The sequence below is a fragment of the Formosa sp. Hel1_31_208 genome, assembly GCF_900104785.1.
GTDB lineage: Bacteria > Bacteroidota > Bacteroidia > Flavobacteriales > Flavobacteriaceae > Psychroserpens.
Genome location: NZ_LT629733.1, coordinates 1,382,561 through 1,399,446, shown reverse-complemented (window position 1 = coordinate 1,399,446; position 16,886 = coordinate 1,382,561). Strand labels below are relative to the sequence as shown.

Here is a 16,886-nt window from a genome sequence, read left to right as displayed (position 1 = left end):
TTGCATTTAGGACTTCAAAAATACAGATTTTAATTCATCATCTTTTAAAGTTAAGGTTAAGAACTCAGCATATTTTTTTACTTTTACCATAACAAAATTGACTATGAAATACCTCCATAATATTGGTGCTTACTTTTTAATGATTGCCGAAATGTTTCGAAAGCCCACCCGATGGTCGGTGATGCGCACTCTCATTTTAAAGGACATCGATGACCTTATCATAGGGTCTTTGGGTATTGTAGCCTTCATATCATTTTTTGTTGGAGGTGTTGTAACGATTCAAACGGCTTTAAATATTAGTAACCCATTGATTCCAAAATATCTTATCGGGTTTGCTACACGGCAATCTGTTATTTTAGAATTTGCACCTACATTTATCTCCATTATTATGGCGGGTAAAGTAGGGTCATTCATTACATCAAGTATCGGAACCATGCGTGTCACAGAGCAAATTGATGCGTTGGAAGTGATGGGTATTAACTCACTGAACTATCTTGTATTTCCCAAGTTTATTGCCTTGATGCTTTATCCTTTTGTAATCTCCATTGCCATGTTTTTAGGGATTTTAGGAGGAATGGCCGCAGCCGTCTATGGTGGTTTTGGCACGCTTGAAGACTATGTCACTGGAGTTCAAACTGATTTTATTCCTTTTCATATCATATATGCCTTTATAAAAACTTTTGTATTTGCTTTTATTTTAGCCACAATACCGTCCTATTATGGTTACTATATGAAAGGTGGTGCCCTAGAAGTGGGTAAAGCAAGTACCACTTCATTTGTTTGGACTAGTGTGGTTATCATTCTTTTAAATTATATATTAACGCAACTCTTACTAAGCTAATGATAGAAGTGAAAAATGTACATAAGTCCTTCGGAGATGCTCATATTTTAAAAGGCATATCGACGGTTTTTGAAAATGGCAAAACGAGTTTAGTCATTGGTCAGAGTGGTTCTGGTAAAACTGTATTTTTAAAATGTCTTTTAGGATTGTTCGAGCCTGAAGAAGGCACAATTTCTTATGACGGAAAAATATATTCTGAATTAACCTATGCCCAAAAACGTGACTTAAGAGGCGATATGGGCATGGTATTTCAAGGTAGTGCGCTTTTTGATTCTATGACCATTCAAGAAAATGTGATGTTCCCTTTACAGATGTTTACCAAAATGAGTAAAAGTGAAATGGAGGATCGTGCCGACTTTGTCCTGAAACGAGTTAACCTAGATGGTGCGCATCATAAAATGCCGAGTGAAGCTTCTGGTGGTATGCAGAAACGTGTTGCTATTGCGCGAGCCATTGTAAACAATCCGAAATATCTCTTTTGTGACGAACCTAATTCTGGATTAGATCCTAAGACTGCCATTGTGATTGACAATCTAATTCAAGAGATTACCGATGAATATAATATCACCACGGTGATTAACTCTCATGATATGAATTCTGTTATGGAAATAGGCGAAAAAATCGTATTTCTAAAAGATGGATTTAAGGCTTGGGAAGGCTCAAAAGAGACGATATTCAAAACTGACAACGACGCTGTTACCAGTTTTGTATACTCTTCAGAATTATTCAAAAAAGTGCGTAAAATGTACTTAGATGAAAATGAATAATTAGCTACTCTACCACAAGTGTATCTAATTTCAGTTTTTCTTTAAACCACAACTTTAGCTTACCTAAATCTTTTTGCTTTTGATCGGCAGTGCTCAGAGAATCTACCCATCTAAAAGAAAAAATAGCAATCGTATCTATCTTAGAGAAATCGGATGTAATGCGATTAGAATAAGACACTGATTTTAAATTTTCATAGTTAATTTTAGCCTCTCGCACCAAATCTTCAAATGGAATTTGGTTGCGTTCTAATCTAGATAATCGCGACACTGTATTTTCCAAATAAGCAATTTTTTGTCCTTGAGTTAACAAATCAATAGAATCTCGAGTTCTCAACTCCTCCATATACTCCAGATTATTGATAGCTCTATTTTTTACTTGATTAACATATAATTTTGCGTTTTTAAGTGCTGAGTAATTAGCAAATCGTGATTCTAACAAAAGTCTGGTTTCCTCAGATATTTCGTCATTTCCAAAAGGAATTAATTCAATAAACGATTCTCCAAGAGGATCATAATTTGGAGTTGCATTTTTGATAATATAGGTGGAATTAGGTAATACTTTTAATTCATCATTGATAAATGCTTTAGCATCTATTTCAAATCGACTTTCTTTTAAAACATCTACAAATGTAAAGCCTGCAGGAACCATAACAATAACAGCTACTAATGATGCTAGTCTCGCAATTCGTTTGCGCTTTGCTGAATTCGCATACTTAAGCATTGGAAAGCGCAATATTTTAAGTACTAAAAACGTGGCAAGCGCGATGAATATCGTATTAATCGTAAACAAGTACATGGCCTGTCCGAAATACACCCAGTTCCCTTTGGCTAAACCGTAACCAGCCGTACACAATGGCGGCATTAAGGCGGTTGCAATGGCAACACCAAATATTACTGAGGCGATTGTTCCTCTTTTTGTACGCGCTATAATCAATGCTAAACCACCAAAAAAGGCGATTAATACGTCCCTAATATCTGGTTTTACACGTCCCAAAAGTTCAGACGTATCTTCGCTTAATGGGAAGAATTTAAAAAATAAGAATGCCGTCAGTAAACTTAGCACTATCATTATGGCTAAGTTAATTAGGGATCGTCTCAACGTATCAATATCGTTGATAGCAATAGATAAGCCCACACCTAGAATTGGCCCCATAAGGGGTGAAATTAACATGGCACCAATAACTACCGCAGTAGAATTAGCATTTAGACCTACAGATGCCACAAAAATTGAACAAACCAATATCCATGCTGTCGCTCCTTTAAAAGGAATATCAACTTTTATAGCTTGTATGGTCGCATCTCGATCGGTATCTTCTCTAAAATCAAGTAGTTCAGTTAAAAACTGTTTCGTATTCTGCCAGAGCCCCTTAGCATCTTTTCTAATGGCTTCTTTAGATTTCTCTACTGCTTTGTCCTTGTTGACTTGAGCTTCTTCTTCAGAGAAATTAAATTTACTTTCGTCACTCATAATTATCCGTAATATTCTCCAAATTGGTCTTTCACTTTTTGAAGAACTTTTTTAATATCTTGTTCTTTTGTCTTTGGAAAGATAAGTAAAACTTCGTCTTTATCAACAATGATGTAATCGTTCAACCCATCAACGACAACAACCTTATTAGCTTTGGTTCTAATCATATTACCCGAGGCGTCTTCTGTAAGTGTTTGCGCATTAACAACAGCATTTTCAGAGTCATCTTTATCAAGTTTATCATAAAGACTTCCCCAAGTTCCTAGATCATTCCAATCAAATGTTGCGGGCAGTACAAAGACGTTTTTAGAATGTTCCATAATGGCGTAATCCACAGAAATATTTTCTGCTTTCCCATAATTATCCCGAATAAAGTCATCTTCAAAATCGGTATTATACACATCACATCCTGCCTCAAAAAGACGATAAAGTTCTGGTTGATTATTTTGAAAGGCTTCAACAACACTTCTAACGCTCCACATAAAAATCCCGGCGTTCCATAAGAAATTACCTTGAGCAATAAACTCTTTAGCAGTATTATAATCTGGCTTTTCTCTAAACTGATTTACTTTTTTAATCGCGTCTTGAGAGGACTTATCGTATTCTATATAGCCATACCCTGTATTTGGAAAGCTTGGTTGAATACCTAAGGTCATCAATGCATTATTCTCAGCGCAAAAGTCAAAGGCTTGTTGAACATTATTTGAAAATGCTGTTTCATCTTCGATCCAGTGATCACTCGGAGCTACAATCATAACGGCATCTTCATTTTCCTTCTGAATCTTTAATGCCGCATATAAAATACAAGGTGCAGTATTTCGCATTGCAGGTTCCAATACTACTTGGCGCTGAGTGACTTCTGGAAGTTGCTCAAATACCAAATCATTATAGCGTTCGTTCGTTAATATGAAAATATTTTCTTTAGGAATCAATTTAGAAAGGCGCTTAAACGTTTTTTGAATTAAGGTATCACCTGTCCCTAACATGTCATGAAACTGTTTTGGAAAATCTTGTGTGCTCACTGGCCAAAATCTTGACCCTACTCCACCAGCCATTAAAATAGCGTAATAATTTTTATTCTGCATTTCGTGTATTCAATTAATTAATGTACCACCATATCTACCTCTGCGTTGGCGTTGAACAAATAAATCTTACCTGTTTTTACCTCAACACATTCGTAACGTGTTCGGCGTTTTAAACCTTTTCTAAATGTACGTCCGTTATACAACTTAAAAGTTTGGTGTAAAGGTACTTCAAATATAAATGTTTTATCGTTTGGCAAGTCAAATTGCTTTAAAGCAAAGGCGAGTGGTACATCTGTATCACTGGACGCTTTCGGATTTTTAAAATGTTTTGCAAGTAGCGGCAATAATTCAGAAGGAAAAATATCAGGATTTAAAAACGGTAACATTAAATGTTGAAAGGTATGCTTCCATTCTATGCCGTGTGGTTTAATAAATTTTCCGTAGTTTTTATATGCTTCAAAATGTGCAACTTCATGAATAAGGGTTATTAAAAACCTATAGCTATTCAAATTAGAATTCACTGAGATTTGATGTTTTCCGTTAGGCATCCGTTTATAATCCCCGTGTCTCGTTTTACGTTCCGTTTTAACTTTCACGATAAGATGATCATGATCTAAAAGGCTCATAACATTATCGTATGCGTTTTCAGGAATATATGCCTTAAGGTTATCTTGCATGAGACGTGATTTGTGCTTTGGTCACACTGACAATTTTTTATAAAGATAATGAATCACATTCAAATTTTATGACTAAAAAACACATAGAACAGTGGTTTTTTTAAAACATAAAACCCTGTCATTTTAAGGATAAGTCCTATTCTCAAGTCCGCATTATAGGGTCATGATGAAACACGATTTGAAAAATGACTCTGCAAAGTCTAAAACTTTCGTTAATGTCATATCTATGAAAATAATCCATTTGTATCTTTACAAAAAGTACTGCTATGAGAACCTTAATATTTATCTCAACCCTACTAATTATGAATGCAACGATTCTTTTTGATTTTAGCAACACCAGTAATATTTATAATTGGCGCATTGTTGATGATGTGGTTATGGGTGGACGATCTAATGGTTCGTTTGAAATCAACGAAGATGGGCACGGAAAATTTAGTGGTTATGTCTCCTTAGAAAATAATGGTGGTTTTTCTTCTTTACGTTATAATTTTGAGACAAAACAAGCTACCGAATTCTCAAAATTTGTTTTATATATTAAAGGTGATGGGAAATCGTATCAATTTAGGGTAAAACAATCGTCCAGAGATTATGTCTCCTATATTTATGAATTCGATACTACTGCAGACTGGATGACTGTTGAAATCCCTTTTAAAGACATGTATCCCGGATTTAGGGGCAGGCGATTGAGACAAGCCAATTTTCAAGGGGATGTCATGGAAGAAATTGGTTTTTTAATAGGTAATAAAAAAGCCCAATCATTTGAATTATTGATTGATAAAATCGAATTGCAATAAGTTTATTGCTTCACTAACTTCTTGGTGATACTTTTTCCATTTATATCTATTAAACGCAACATATAAACACCTGTTTTTAAGTTTATCGCATCGGCCTCAAATGTTGAGACGTTTTTTGCAGATACTACCTGTTTACCCAAAACGTCGTATAACAGAATTGCTGATAAAGGCACTGAAGCTTTTAGATTAATTACATTCTTAAAGGGGTTCGGATAGACCTCAGCGTTTATGAGTTGTGGGTCATCAGTTGATAATAGAAATACATAACTAACGAATTCAGTAAATTGAACAACCGACGTTAAATTATCTAATTCTTGTTTTAAGAGTTCTGCATCGCAATCACAAATCAATTCGTAATAGGTGCTAGGAAATATCTCGGTGTAATAGCGTACGTTATAGTTCGTGAAAATCTGACTTAAACTACTATTATTAGTGACTACCACTCCATTTGTCATTCAAGAGAAACTGCCATTTGTTGCGCTATTTAAATTTAATCTTAATGAATTATAAAAGTAAGGTAACTGGGTATTATTATCAGTTTGAACTGCAAATTGAACAACGGCATTATAAGCCAAAAGATCTTGCACAAAACTATTCGGATCGCAATCCGCACAGCTTAGCAGTCCCATTTTACCTATGAGTTCATCGTTAAAAAACCCATAAACCGTTTCGTAATAAGTGACATTATTATTTAAGAAAATTTGGTTTAAACCATCATCATTGGTAGTCGCTTGATAATTAGGTTCGAATGTCCAGTATTCCTGAGCACCAACATTTGGGTCTACTAATTCGATTTGAAAATTATAGGTCTGTCCAAATACATTTAACGATAACAAGCACAAAATCAAGTATATATTCCTCATCATATCATAACATAGGTTCTTTAAAGATAAAAAAAAGAGTGCATTTAGCACTCTTATCATCTTTTTATTAGGATTTTTTACTCAATATAACCCATTTTCCGCATCCAATCGTTATTAAACATCTTCCCTACATAGCGGCTTCCGTGATCGTGAAATAACACAACAACAACGTCATCTTTTGTGAAATGTTCTTTCAATTGCAAAACACCTTTTATCGCTGCTCCAGCGCTATTACCTAAGAACATACCTTCTTCTTTTGCTAGCAATTGTGTGTAAACGGCTGCATCCTTATCAGTGACTTTAGTAAAGCCGTCAATAATTGAAAAATCAACATTCTCGGGTAAGATATCTTCACCGATACCTTCGGTCACATAAGGATAAATTTCTTTCTCGTCAAATTCTCCTGTCTCGTGATATTTTTTAAACACACTTCCGTAAGTATCCACTCCCCAAATTTTAATATTAGGGTTTTGTTCTTTCAAATATTTTCCCACACCAGAAATGGTTCCTCCAGTGCCTACTCCTACAATAAAATGAGTCACTTTACCATCGGTTTGTTTCCATATTTCTGGACCAGTGCTTTCGTAGTGTGCTCTCGCGTTACTTGGATTGTCATATTGATTCACATACCATGAGTTAGGCGTTTCTGCTCCTAAACGTTTTGACACGGAATAATAACTTCGTGGGTCGTCTGGTTCAACATCTGTAGGGCATACAATCACCTCAGCACCTACAGCCCTAAGGACATCCATTTTTTCTTTCGACTGTTTATCGCTAATCACAAAAATACATTTATAACCTTTTACAATCGCTGCTAAAGCTAGTCCCATTCCCGTGTTTCCTGAAGTTCCTTCTATTATGGTTCCGCCAGGTTGTAAACGCCCGTCAGCCTCAGCATCTTCAATCATTTTAAGAGCCATACGGTCTTTAGTCGAGTTTCCTGGATTAAAGGTTTCGTATTTAGACAGCACTAAACAAGGTAATTCTGCGGTGAGTTTATTAAGTTTTACTAAAGGTGTATTTCCTATAGTTTCTAAGATATTTTCTGCGTAGTCCATTCAAATTGTTTTGCGTTGCAAAAATAGATAAAACTTGACGTTTACAATGCATATTAACGCTTTTTTGCGTTAAGGATTGTAGCGGCATCCTTTTTATTTGGGGTTGAATTCTGAATAAAAAGATATAGCGAAAAGCCTGACGTTTTATCATTTATTAATGATAAAGGGTAACGCCCAAATTATTCGAATCGAATGGCTTTTACTGGTGATATTTTGCTGATAATTACTGAAGGGATGAGCAACATGAGCAGGCATGCGATAAAGGTTCCAATATTAAGCAAAATGATATAGTCTAAACCAATATGTACTGGAATCACCGAAACATAATATTGTTCAGGATCAGGAAATTTCAAAAGTTCGAATTGTTGCTGAATAAACAACAAACCAATACCGATAAGATTACCCCAAAATAAGCCTAAGCAAATCAAATAAGTCGCATTATACAAGAAGACCTTTCTAATGCTCCAATTACTACTTCCTAGTGCTTTTAGAATGCCAATCATTTGAGTACGCTCTAAAATAAGCACGAGTAGCGCTGTAATCATATTGATACCTGCCACAATGATCATAATGGCTATAATACCATAGGTGTTATTATCAAATATTTTAATCCATTCAAAAGTAGTTCTATACCTTTCTTCAATGGTTTGTGTATTCAATAGTGACGGTGTATTGCTACGTATTTCAGCTTCTTTTTCAAGAAGTTGTGTGAAATCGTCTAGATAAACTTCAAAATTTCCAACTTGTGATTTTTCCCATTTATTCATCCGTTGGATATGACTTAGGTCCCCTATCATGAAGTTTTTATCGATATCGTTGAATCCAGAATTAAAAATGCCTACAATTTTAAAAGTTCGTTGAAATGGCAGTTGTTCCACACTCTCTTTTCCGAATAATGTTTGAAAAGTATCACCAATATTAAACCCTAAGCGATTGGCCAGGTATTTTGAAATCACAACGTCATTGCTAAGATTCCCTTCATATACCGGCAGACTACCACTTTCGAGAAACTCTTGAACATAGGACCAGTTATAATCGGTTCCAACACCTTTTAGAACAATCCCTTCAAAATCAGTTTCAGTTCTAATAATTCCAAATTTAGTCGCTACGCCTTGAATATGTTTAATACCCTCAACCGAATTAAAATTAGGATAGAAGTCCTGATCTAAAGATATGGGTACAATTGATTCATTTGAAACATTGCTGTCATAATTACTAATGGTAATATGACCATTGAAGGCTACTACCTTTTCACGCACTTTTTTTTGAAGTCCGAGACCTGTAGCAATCGCAATGAGCATCACAACAATACCAATAGTAATTGCAGCAATACCAATTTTTATTATTGGTGCTGAAACACTACTTTTATACGATTTACTGCCAATAATGCGTTTTGCTATAAAAAACTCGTAATTCAAAATTATAATATGCGTTTAGCGATGTTCAAAAATAGGGTTTTCCTAATAATTAATGTACTTGTTTTAGTTCTGATTTCCTGCGGAAATAAAACTACAGCAGATAATGAACAGAATCTTAAGAACCAGAAACTATTAAAAGAAGATAATACCATAGATGTTGATACAAATATTGTAGTTGGCGCCAATCGAACCGACCTTTATTTGCCATTATTAGAAGATAAGCGTATCGGAATTGTTGCCAACCAGACGTCGGTACTAGAAGTTATAGAGCGTCGTGCAATAGGCCCTTCAACCATGGGAAATGCTAAAGTCACCCATCATTTGGTAGATTATTTGCATGATTACAGTGCCATTACTGTAAGTAAAGTATTTGCGCCAGAGCATGGTTTTCGTGGGACTGCAGATGCAGGAGAAGTAGTAAAAGATGGCATAGACACTAAAACAGGAATACCAATAGTATCGCTTTATGGAAAAAACAAAAAACCTTCTCCAGAGCAGTTAGCTGATTTAGACCTAGTCATATTCGATATTCAAGACGTTGGCGCTCGCTTTTACACCTATATCTCTAGTTTGCATTATGTCATGGAAGCCTGTGCTGAGGCGAACATTCCTATGCTCATTTTAGATAGACCAAATCCGAATGGTCATTATGTAGATGGTCCTATTTTAGAGCAGGAGCACCAAAGTTTTGTTGGAATGCATCCGATACCAGTGGTTCATGGAATGACAATTGGTGAATATGCAAAAATGATTAATGGTCAAGCTTGGTTAAAAGATAGAATGACGTGCGATATTACCATTATTGAAATGCGAAACTATAGCCATAATAAATCTTACAGTTTACCAATACAGCCGTCACCGAACCTACCTAATGATCTAGCGATAAATCTGTATCCTAGCTTGTGCTTTTTTGAAGGCACCAATGTAAATGCAGGTCGAGGCACGTCGAAGCAATTTCAAATTTATGGAAGTCCATATCTGGACAAAACCGTTTATAATTTTAAATATATCCCAATGCCTAATAATGGTGCTAAATACCCAAAGCATGATAATGTGTTGTGTTACGGTGAGGACTTAAGTTCTAGATCTAAAATGAAACAATTAGACTTAAGTTACCTCATTCGTGCTTATAAGAACAGCATCGATAAACCGAAATTTTTTAATGATTTCTTTACCAAACTAGCAGGAACTACAGACTTGAGACAGCAGATTGAATCGGGAATTTCTGAAGAAGACATTAGAACAACGTGGGAGAAAGGACTTAAAGAATTTAAAAAAACGAGAGTTAAGTATTTAATCTATAAATAAATTACTCTTTGTCATTCTTAGCCAGTAAGGTCTTATCATCGACAGCCAATAATACGTCTTTATCTTTTAGAACCTTAACGACAAATACAATTCGAATTGGAGACTGCACAGCGACAAACACATGCTTGCCTTTGCTCAAATTACTCAATGGAATTTTAATAAGTTTTTCATTGATGATCATATCAACTTCACGTTCATAGATCTTATTCACCGAATACACTTTATTAATGAGCGATTCGCTTTTAAGTATTAAAGTATCCTTTGTTTTATTAAGCTTTTGAACTAAGCCTTTAGCACGGATATTAACGTTTTTTTCAAGTTTAGCAAAGTCAGATTGCGCCTGAGCACGGCTGTTTATTGAAGTGATAAAACTAAAAAAGATTACAATAACTAGTATTCTCATGTATAAATGTCGTTTAGGTCAACATTTATTGAATTAATAGCATTTTTGTAATCCCGGACGACGAATGTAGTACCTTTCGTAGTTCTAGAGCAAAAAAATCTATGAACGGTAAATAAAACCGAAGTATGGACTTTTCTTACACTGTGTAATACTCGTGGTAAGTTCGTTTAAAGTTCTTTCTTCAGTTTTTTCAACTGTATCACTTTATTGGGGTAATCGGAAATAATACCATCTACCTTGAGGTCAATCATCAAATTAATATCACCAACGTCATTAACCGTCCAAGGAATAATTTTGAACCCTTCACCTTGAAATTTGGCAATTGTTTGTTGATCTAGTAATTTGAAATGCGGACTAATAATCTCTGGTGTAAAGGAAAGTTTTAATAGCTTAATTTCTATAGATTCATTGTTATCCACCAAAAGAGCAATTTGGATCTTATCATTTTGTTGCTTTACAGCTTCCAAGGCTCTAAGATCAAAAGATTGAATGATGCTACGATCTTGGATATCATGTGAAGCAATGACCTTCAAAACCAATTTAACAAACTCATTAGGCACTGGTGTAAAAACATTGTCATATCGTAAATTACTTTTAATTTCAATATTGTAGTAAATCTCATGATTAGATTTGTTTTCAGCGAGTTCAATAACCTCTTTTAGCAATGGTTTATAAACGGATTCTTTTTCTTGAAAAGGAAAATCTTGATGGCCTTTTGTTCCGCAATCGTATTGTTTGATACTGTCATAGGTCATTTCAAACAAGTTGTAAGATCGTTCATCATTTGCTGCAATCTCATTTCCTCTGGGATCTAATACGATATGGTGATTCATAAAGGGTTCATGGGACACGACAACCTTTTTATCTTTTGAAATCACCACATCTAATTCTAAAGTAGTCACCCCTAGGTCTAGTGCTTTTTTAAATGCAGGTATTGAATTTTCAGGATACAAACCTCTACAACCTCTATGTCCTTGAATATCGAGTGATTGTTCTGAGTTACAACTAAAACAAATGACACAAAGAAGTATCCACAAATAACGCATTAGTCTTGAGTATTAACGGTTGTTGGTTTCCGGTATTTATGAAACGGTTGTTTTAATAGATCTTTAATATTAGAATTTTCTTTTTCATCAGGAAATGTATCAACGCCGTAAATAATGTCTTCTCTATCCAGACTCATATAGGTCCCGAAGATTCTATCCCAAATTGAAAAGATATTTCCGTAGTTAGAATCTGTATAAGGCAACATGTAATGATGGTGTATCTTGTGCATATCTGGAGATACCAATACATAACTTAAAACTTTATCTACAGTTTTTGGCAACTTGATATTGGCATGTGTAAACTGTGTTGCAACTAATGACAATGATTGGTATAGCATAACGATTGCGATTGGCGTTCCAACGACAAACACACCAATTAAGGTAAATACAAATCTAATCACACTCTCTAGAGGGTGGTGCCTGTTTGCAGTTGTCGTATCTACATTATGATCGGTATGATGCACTAAATGCACCATCCAAAGCGGCTTTACTTTATGCTCAACATAGTGCGCAAGATAGGCTCCAATAAAATCGAGTAATAAAACTCCTAATAACGCATAAGTCCATAGCGGCAAATTTGGAATCCAATTAATGATGCCGAAATTGATCTCCTTCACCCAGTCGGCCGAAGCTACCAATAAGAATGCTAAACCGAAATTAATGATGATTGTTGTTAGGGTAAAAAAGAAATTAGGTACTGCATGTTTCCACTTTTTATATTTAAAATTAAATAAAGGCAAGTTGCCTTCTAATAACCAAAAAAAAGTAATTCCTCCCACCAGTATTAAACTTCTATGGAGGGATGGAATGGTTTCAAAATAATTCAATAGTTGCTCCATAATTAATGTTCAAAAGTTGCCAACCCTAATTCTTCAGTAACATTATTTCCTCTATCAATATAAGTTCTAATGATTAATGTGGTCTCACTAAGTTCGTTTACTTCATTTACAATATCGGGATTTGGAAACTCTAACGTGGTAAGATCTGTACCATCTATAATCAAATCGGCTGTGAGCTGATTATAACTAATAACATCTCCTTGAATGGTAAAAGCACCGGTAAATTGATATGTATCTGGTTCAGGATCATCGCAATTTACAGCACCCGAACTAAGGATCACATAAGTTTTATTTGGGTTCAGCAATAAGCTGTTTTGCTCTTGACAAAGACCAACTCTGTACCATTGTCCATATAATAAATTGGTGTCTAAGGTCGTTGCATCATCGTCTGATGAACAATTAAGACAACAGATCGTTAGAAGCAAAAATAAGATATTTTTCATAGGATTTGATTTGGAATGAAAGATACTAAATTTATAATTTTATCAATCATCCATACCTTTCTTAATGGCATTGGTTTTATTTATATCTGCTGGTGATAATTGCGATCTCCACTGACTTGCATTTTGTTCATCTTCAAGCATGACATACACCGAAAAATACAAAAAGGCCACTAAATATTCGTTAGTTTTATAAATATTGTTCTGTTCTATTTTCTTTAATTGTCGCAATACTTTTCGTCTTTTATAAAGCACAAGATCTTGCTTAACCTTAAGTAAATCTAACTTTTGTTGCAGCTCTACTTTGTTATCAGGATTTTCTTCATCCAAAAGGCGTGCTGTTTCATCGATATAAATAGTAGATAAGTCTATCATCTCAAGTTTCAAATTGGAAGTGAAAAAAATTGCGGTATCAATATATTTCGATGCCAGTCTAAACGCTGTATTGAAATCTTTCTGTTGTGTATAATTCGAAAGTTCACCTTTTAAAAAAGAGGTATCTAAATAATACTCTCTAATGAACCTGGATAAATTCAGAATGGCATCAAACCTCAAGTCTGAATTTAAGATATTACCATTAACATCCATAATTTTAATGCTATCATCATTAAACTTATCCATATACATTTTAGAGCGCTTTCCGTCTATTTGATCATAGAGCTCAGCATATTGTGACTCATTAACTATTACAGGAACAAAATGATCCCAAATGAGTTGATTGACAGCTTCATTTTCAAACATATTCTCAATGAATATTTTCTTGCCCTTAAGATCTTCAACAAATACAGGTAATGGCTGATAGGTGGATTCTTCCCACATCATGAACAACATTTTATTTTGAATAGATGCTAATCGTTTGGCAATATTCAAATCGGTCATCCAATCTTGAGTATATCCCAAAATAGGCATAGCCATGATTACTATTAAAACTACTAGACGTTTCATCATTATAACTACATTTTAATACGTTGTTTCATTGCTTCTACGATATTATAAGCGGCCGGACACACAGCTACATTTTTAAGTGTTAAGTTGGAAATTTGCTGAAATTTCTTTCTATCGGTATGCGGAAACTCCCTACAAGCCTTTGGTCTCACTTCATAAATGGAACAATAATTATCACTTCCTAAGAAGGTACAAGGCACCGATTGCAAGACATAGTCATTCTCTTCATCTAAACGCAAGAAGGTGTCTATAAATTGCTGCTGCTTCATTTTGAAATGTTTAGATATGCGTTCAATATCTTTTGCCGTAAATAAAGGCCCTGTCGTTTTGCAACAGTTGGCACATTCTAAGCAATCTGTGCGCTCAAATTCGTCGACATGGAGCTCTTGCATGAGATAATCTAGCTGCTTAGGCGGCTTTTTTTTAAGCTTTGCAAAGAAGGTTTTATTTTCCTTATGCTTATCTTTGGCGAGCTTTGGAAGATGATTTATAAAGTCTTGCATATGACAAAAATACTACTTTTATGAAAGACCTTTTCGGGAAAGCTTTACAAGATTATCAAAATGGAAATTACACTGACGATCTTATCACTTCAACTAATATTTCGGGTAAAGATGAACTTCCACTTCCTTATCTTTTTAGGAGTTATACGGAAATGCCTAAACTCGAACAAGAAGCTCTTAAATTAGCTAAAGGCAGAATCCTTGACGTTGGCTGTGGCGCTGGAAGTCATAGCTTATACTTGCAAAAAAAAGATCTGAATATAAAAGCCATAGACATTTCGAAAGGGGCCATAAAAGTTTCCAAACAACGCGGTGTTCAACATACTAAACTACTAGACATTCTTGATGAAACCGAAACCTTTGACACCATTTTACTCCTCATGAATGGTACCGGAATTTTTCAAGAATTAGCAAAAGTATCAACCTACCTTAAACATCTCAAAACATTATTAAAAACCAATGGTCAAATCCTGATAGACTCATCAGACATTCAATACATGTATGAGGATGAAGATGGTGGACTCTGGATAGACACTAATGCCAATTACTATGGTGAATTAGACTATTACCTCAGCTATAAAGGGGAAGACGAAGATCCAATGAAATGGTTGTATCTCGACTTTGAACGTTTAAAATTAGCTTGTGAAACGCTGGGATTACACTGTGATAAGTTAATAGATGGCGAACATTTTGATTATTTAGCAAGAATTACTGTGCCTTCCCTTTAACAACGATTTGTTATCCGCATGATATTATATCAGCATAAACGTGTTCCTTAAAAATCAAACTGATACGTGGCACCAGCTAAGAATTGAATCCCTTGAACCGGATAATTCATCCATCTTTGGTAATCTTGATTAGCTATATTATTGGCTTTAGCAAATGCTGATAACTGATCGGTAATCTTATAACCTACATGAGCATTCACATCAAAATAACTATCCAAGGTCATCGTAGTAGGCATTGGTAATACTAATATCCCTTCTTCTCTAAATAAATCTTTGCGTTCTCCAACATAAAACAAGTTGGCTCCGGCAAACCAGTGCTCATCGATTTGATAATCTAAAAATAATGATGCTTCAATATCCGGCAGATTCCAAGCTTCAGCTTCGATATCGGTATTATAAGTAAAATACTCGGCTTTTAATCCAAGCTTAAAATTTCTATTTACATCTACATTAAGCTCTCCCGCTAGTGAAAAAGTGGTAATATCGTCATACACGATGCCGAAAGAGTTCCCATATTGATAATTCGTTTCTGGTGCACCTAATAAACTATTAGCTTTAAATATTGCTCTGTTATTATCTGCCATATAGTGCCCGCTAATATTGTAACTCATGCTATTAGATAGTTTACCTTTCAAACCAATAGAGGCATTATAGACTTGGTCTGTTGGTGACACAAATAACGTTGGTGACACAAACGGATTTTCTTGAGCAAAATCGAAATATGAGTTTTGTATTAATCCACCTTGAATACCTCCATAAGCAATCATAAGTTCGTCAACTACACGGTAACTCGCTGTAATATTTGGGTAGATAAAGAACTTGCTTTCGCTAGCCTCGGTATCGTTTAAGTAAACCAACCTAGCACCTAAATTGATGGTCAAATCATCCTGCTTTAACTCATAACTTGGTGCGATTCCAATATTGAAATTGCCATATTTTAATTCCTGATCGAAGAAATAACTGCGATCAAAAGATCCGCCAATATAATCTATGTTTACTTCTGTTGTAATCGCCTCACCACTAATTGGAACTTCAAATTCTGTAGTTAGAATAAATCTGTTTTCTCCAGAGTCTTGATTATCGCCAAAACGCCTGTAAAGAACGCTCCCTTTATTTATGACGGCATCTTCAAAGCTGATATTTCCACCGAAATTTGCGGCATAAAATGAATGATCAACATCAAATAAATCAATACTCTGGTCTGGAACACCATACCAATTAAATGATTGAAGTTGCAAACCACCTTCAACCTTCCATGCATAATCTCGTAATTTCTGACTATAATGTGCATTTAATCCAGTTTCCGAAAAGTTATTATCAAATCGTATACCCTCAATATCACCCTGTGAAGAGTGGTGACTAAAATAACCGCCGACACGTTCTGTTCTACTCAAGGCATGATTGAGATACACTTCTCCTAGAATCGTTGTATAGGTTCCAACTCCTAGTGAGGCATAATTATCATACAGTTTTACCGGTTTTTCTTTATCTACTGAAGCGGCTTTCCCTTTAGCAGGTGTAAAAGTTGATGCTACAGGAATTGAAAAAATATTATACCTAATCACTTTTTTCTTAGTGTTGGTAGAATCGTTTAATTGTGCCGTTTCTTTGATTTTAAATGCATCTGCAATTGTTGGTGTGTAAGGTTTTACCACATTCACCACATCAGTATCTATGGTATCCTTTTCGCGTTCTTGGGCGAACGTGTACAGTACATTTAAACTTAGGAAGGTTACAACAATATATTTATATTTCGTTTGCAT

General features: G+C 35.0%; 19 protein-coding genes. 5 read left to right on the top strand and 14 right to left on the bottom strand.

Features of this window, described 5'->3' with window-relative positions; translation table 11 throughout:
• Nucleotides 1-103: 103 nt before the first annotated feature.
• Together BLT57_RS06275 and BLT57_RS06270 are read left to right on the top strand one after the other, a co-directional pair.
• Nucleotides 104-841, top strand: coding sequence for an ABC transporter permease (locus tag BLT57_RS06275; RefSeq protein ID WP_091423764.1), 738 nt, complete (start codon nt 104-106; stop codon nt 839-841).
• Nucleotides 841-1,608, top strand: a complete 768-nt coding sequence (locus BLT57_RS06270; protein WP_091423761.1) for an ABC transporter ATP-binding protein — start codon at nt 841-843, stop codon at nt 1,606-1,608. Before BLT57_RS06275 ends, BLT57_RS06270 begins: the two co-directional genes overlap by 1 nt.
• A gap of 4 nt (nt 1,609-1,612) precedes the next feature.
• Here the strand turns inward: BLT57_RS06270 and BLT57_RS06265 are convergent, their stop codons facing one another.
• From BLT57_RS06265 to BLT57_RS06255, 3 genes are read right to left on the bottom strand one after another with little or no spacing between them, the layout of a single operon-like run.
• Nucleotides 1,613-3,076: a DUF389 domain-containing protein gene (locus BLT57_RS06265; RefSeq protein ID WP_091423758.1), complete on the bottom strand. Its 1,464-nt coding sequence runs from the start codon at nt 3,074-3,076 to the stop codon at nt 1,613-1,615.
• A 2-nt stretch (nt 3,077-3,078) separates the two neighbouring features.
• Complete coding sequence (locus BLT57_RS06260) at nt 3,079-4,161, bottom strand: mannose-1-phosphate guanylyltransferase (RefSeq protein ID WP_091423755.1); 1,083 nt, start codon at nt 4,159-4,161, stop codon at nt 3,079-3,081.
• Nucleotides 4,162-4,178: 17 nt separating this feature from the next.
• The gene (locus BLT57_RS06255) at nt 4,179-4,778 is read right to left on the bottom strand and encodes a SprT-like domain-containing protein (protein ID WP_091423752.1); all 600 of its coding nucleotides are present in this window, start codon (nt 4,776-4,778) and stop codon (nt 4,179-4,181) included.
• Nucleotides 4,779-5,044: 266 nt separating this feature from the next.
• Between BLT57_RS06255 and BLT57_RS06250 the strand changes: the two genes are divergently transcribed.
• A complete protein-coding gene (locus tag BLT57_RS06250) occupies nt 5,045-5,572 on the top strand; it encodes a CIA30 family protein (RefSeq protein ID WP_231928778.1) in 528 nt (175 codons plus the stop codon).
• 2 nt (nt 5,573-5,574) lie between these two features.
• Here the strand turns inward: BLT57_RS06250 and BLT57_RS06245 are convergent, their stop codons facing one another.
• From BLT57_RS06245 to BLT57_RS06230, 4 genes are all read right to left on the bottom strand, one after another.
• On the bottom strand, nt 5,575-6,027 hold the full coding sequence (locus tag BLT57_RS06245; RefSeq protein ID WP_091423748.1) for a T9SS type A sorting domain-containing protein: 453 nt from the start codon (nt 6,025-6,027) through the stop codon (nt 5,575-5,577).
• The gene (locus BLT57_RS06240; RefSeq protein WP_157717132.1) at nt 6,028-6,438 is read right to left on the bottom strand and encodes a hypothetical protein; all 411 of its coding nucleotides are present in this window, start codon (nt 6,436-6,438) and stop codon (nt 6,028-6,030) included. It lies immediately after the preceding gene.
• 74 nt (nt 6,439-6,512) lie between these two features.
• Entirely contained in the window at nt 6,513-7,493 is a 981-nt protein-coding gene (locus BLT57_RS06235) for a PLP-dependent cysteine synthase family protein (RefSeq protein WP_091423742.1), read from the bottom strand.
• 179 nt (nt 7,494-7,672) lie between these two features.
• Complete coding sequence (locus BLT57_RS06230) at nt 7,673-8,911, bottom strand: ABC transporter permease (RefSeq protein ID WP_091423740.1); 1,239 nt, start codon at nt 8,909-8,911, stop codon at nt 7,673-7,675.
• 9 nt (nt 8,912-8,920) lie between these two features.
• On the opposite strand from BLT57_RS06230, the gene BLT57_RS06225 reads away from it, so the two are divergent.
• Nucleotides 8,921-10,219, top strand: coding sequence for an exo-beta-N-acetylmuramidase NamZ domain-containing protein (locus BLT57_RS06225; RefSeq protein WP_091423737.1), 1,299 nt, complete (start codon nt 8,921-8,923; stop codon nt 10,217-10,219).
• Between the two features lies 1 nt (nt 10,220).
• Here the strand turns inward: BLT57_RS06225 and BLT57_RS06220 are convergent, their stop codons facing one another.
• The 6 genes from BLT57_RS06220 to BLT57_RS06195 form a co-directional block, all read right to left on the bottom strand.
• Complete coding sequence (locus BLT57_RS06220; RefSeq protein WP_091423734.1) at nt 10,221-10,622, bottom strand: hypothetical protein; 402 nt, start codon at nt 10,620-10,622, stop codon at nt 10,221-10,223.
• Nucleotides 10,623-10,789: 167 nt separating this feature from the next.
• Nucleotides 10,790-11,668 (bottom strand): glycerophosphodiester phosphodiesterase family protein, encoded by an 879-nt coding sequence (locus BLT57_RS06215; protein ID WP_091423731.1) that lies wholly within the window; start codon nt 11,666-11,668, stop codon nt 10,790-10,792.
• A complete protein-coding gene (locus BLT57_RS06210; protein WP_091423727.1) occupies nt 11,668-12,507 on the bottom strand; it encodes a sterol desaturase family protein in 840 nt (279 codons plus the stop codon). Before BLT57_RS06210 ends, BLT57_RS06215 begins: the two co-directional genes overlap by 1 nt.
• Before the next feature lie 2 nt (nt 12,508-12,509).
• A complete protein-coding gene (locus tag BLT57_RS06205; protein ID WP_091423723.1) occupies nt 12,510-12,950 on the bottom strand; it encodes a hypothetical protein in 441 nt (146 codons plus the stop codon).
• A 42-nt stretch (nt 12,951-12,992) separates the two neighbouring features.
• The gene (locus BLT57_RS06200) at nt 12,993-13,895 is read right to left on the bottom strand and encodes a hypothetical protein (RefSeq protein WP_157717131.1); all 903 of its coding nucleotides are present in this window, start codon (nt 13,893-13,895) and stop codon (nt 12,993-12,995) included.
• A 5-nt stretch (nt 13,896-13,900) separates the two neighbouring features.
• Nucleotides 13,901-14,395: a YkgJ family cysteine cluster protein gene (locus BLT57_RS06195; RefSeq protein ID WP_091423717.1), complete on the bottom strand. Its 495-nt coding sequence runs from the start codon at nt 14,393-14,395 to the stop codon at nt 13,901-13,903.
• Nucleotides 14,396-14,415: 20 nt separating this feature from the next.
• Here BLT57_RS06195 and BLT57_RS06190 point away from each other — a divergent pair, with 20 nt between their 5' ends.
• A complete protein-coding gene (locus BLT57_RS06190; protein WP_091423713.1) occupies nt 14,416-15,123 on the top strand; it encodes a bifunctional 2-polyprenyl-6-hydroxyphenol methylase/3-demethylubiquinol 3-O-methyltransferase UbiG in 708 nt (235 codons plus the stop codon).
• Between the two features lie 47 nt (nt 15,124-15,170).
• Here BLT57_RS06190 and BLT57_RS06185 read toward each other — a convergent pair whose 3' ends face one another.
• Nucleotides 15,171-16,886, bottom strand: coding sequence for a TonB-dependent receptor (locus tag BLT57_RS06185; protein WP_091423711.1), 1,716 nt, complete (start codon nt 16,884-16,886; stop codon nt 15,171-15,173).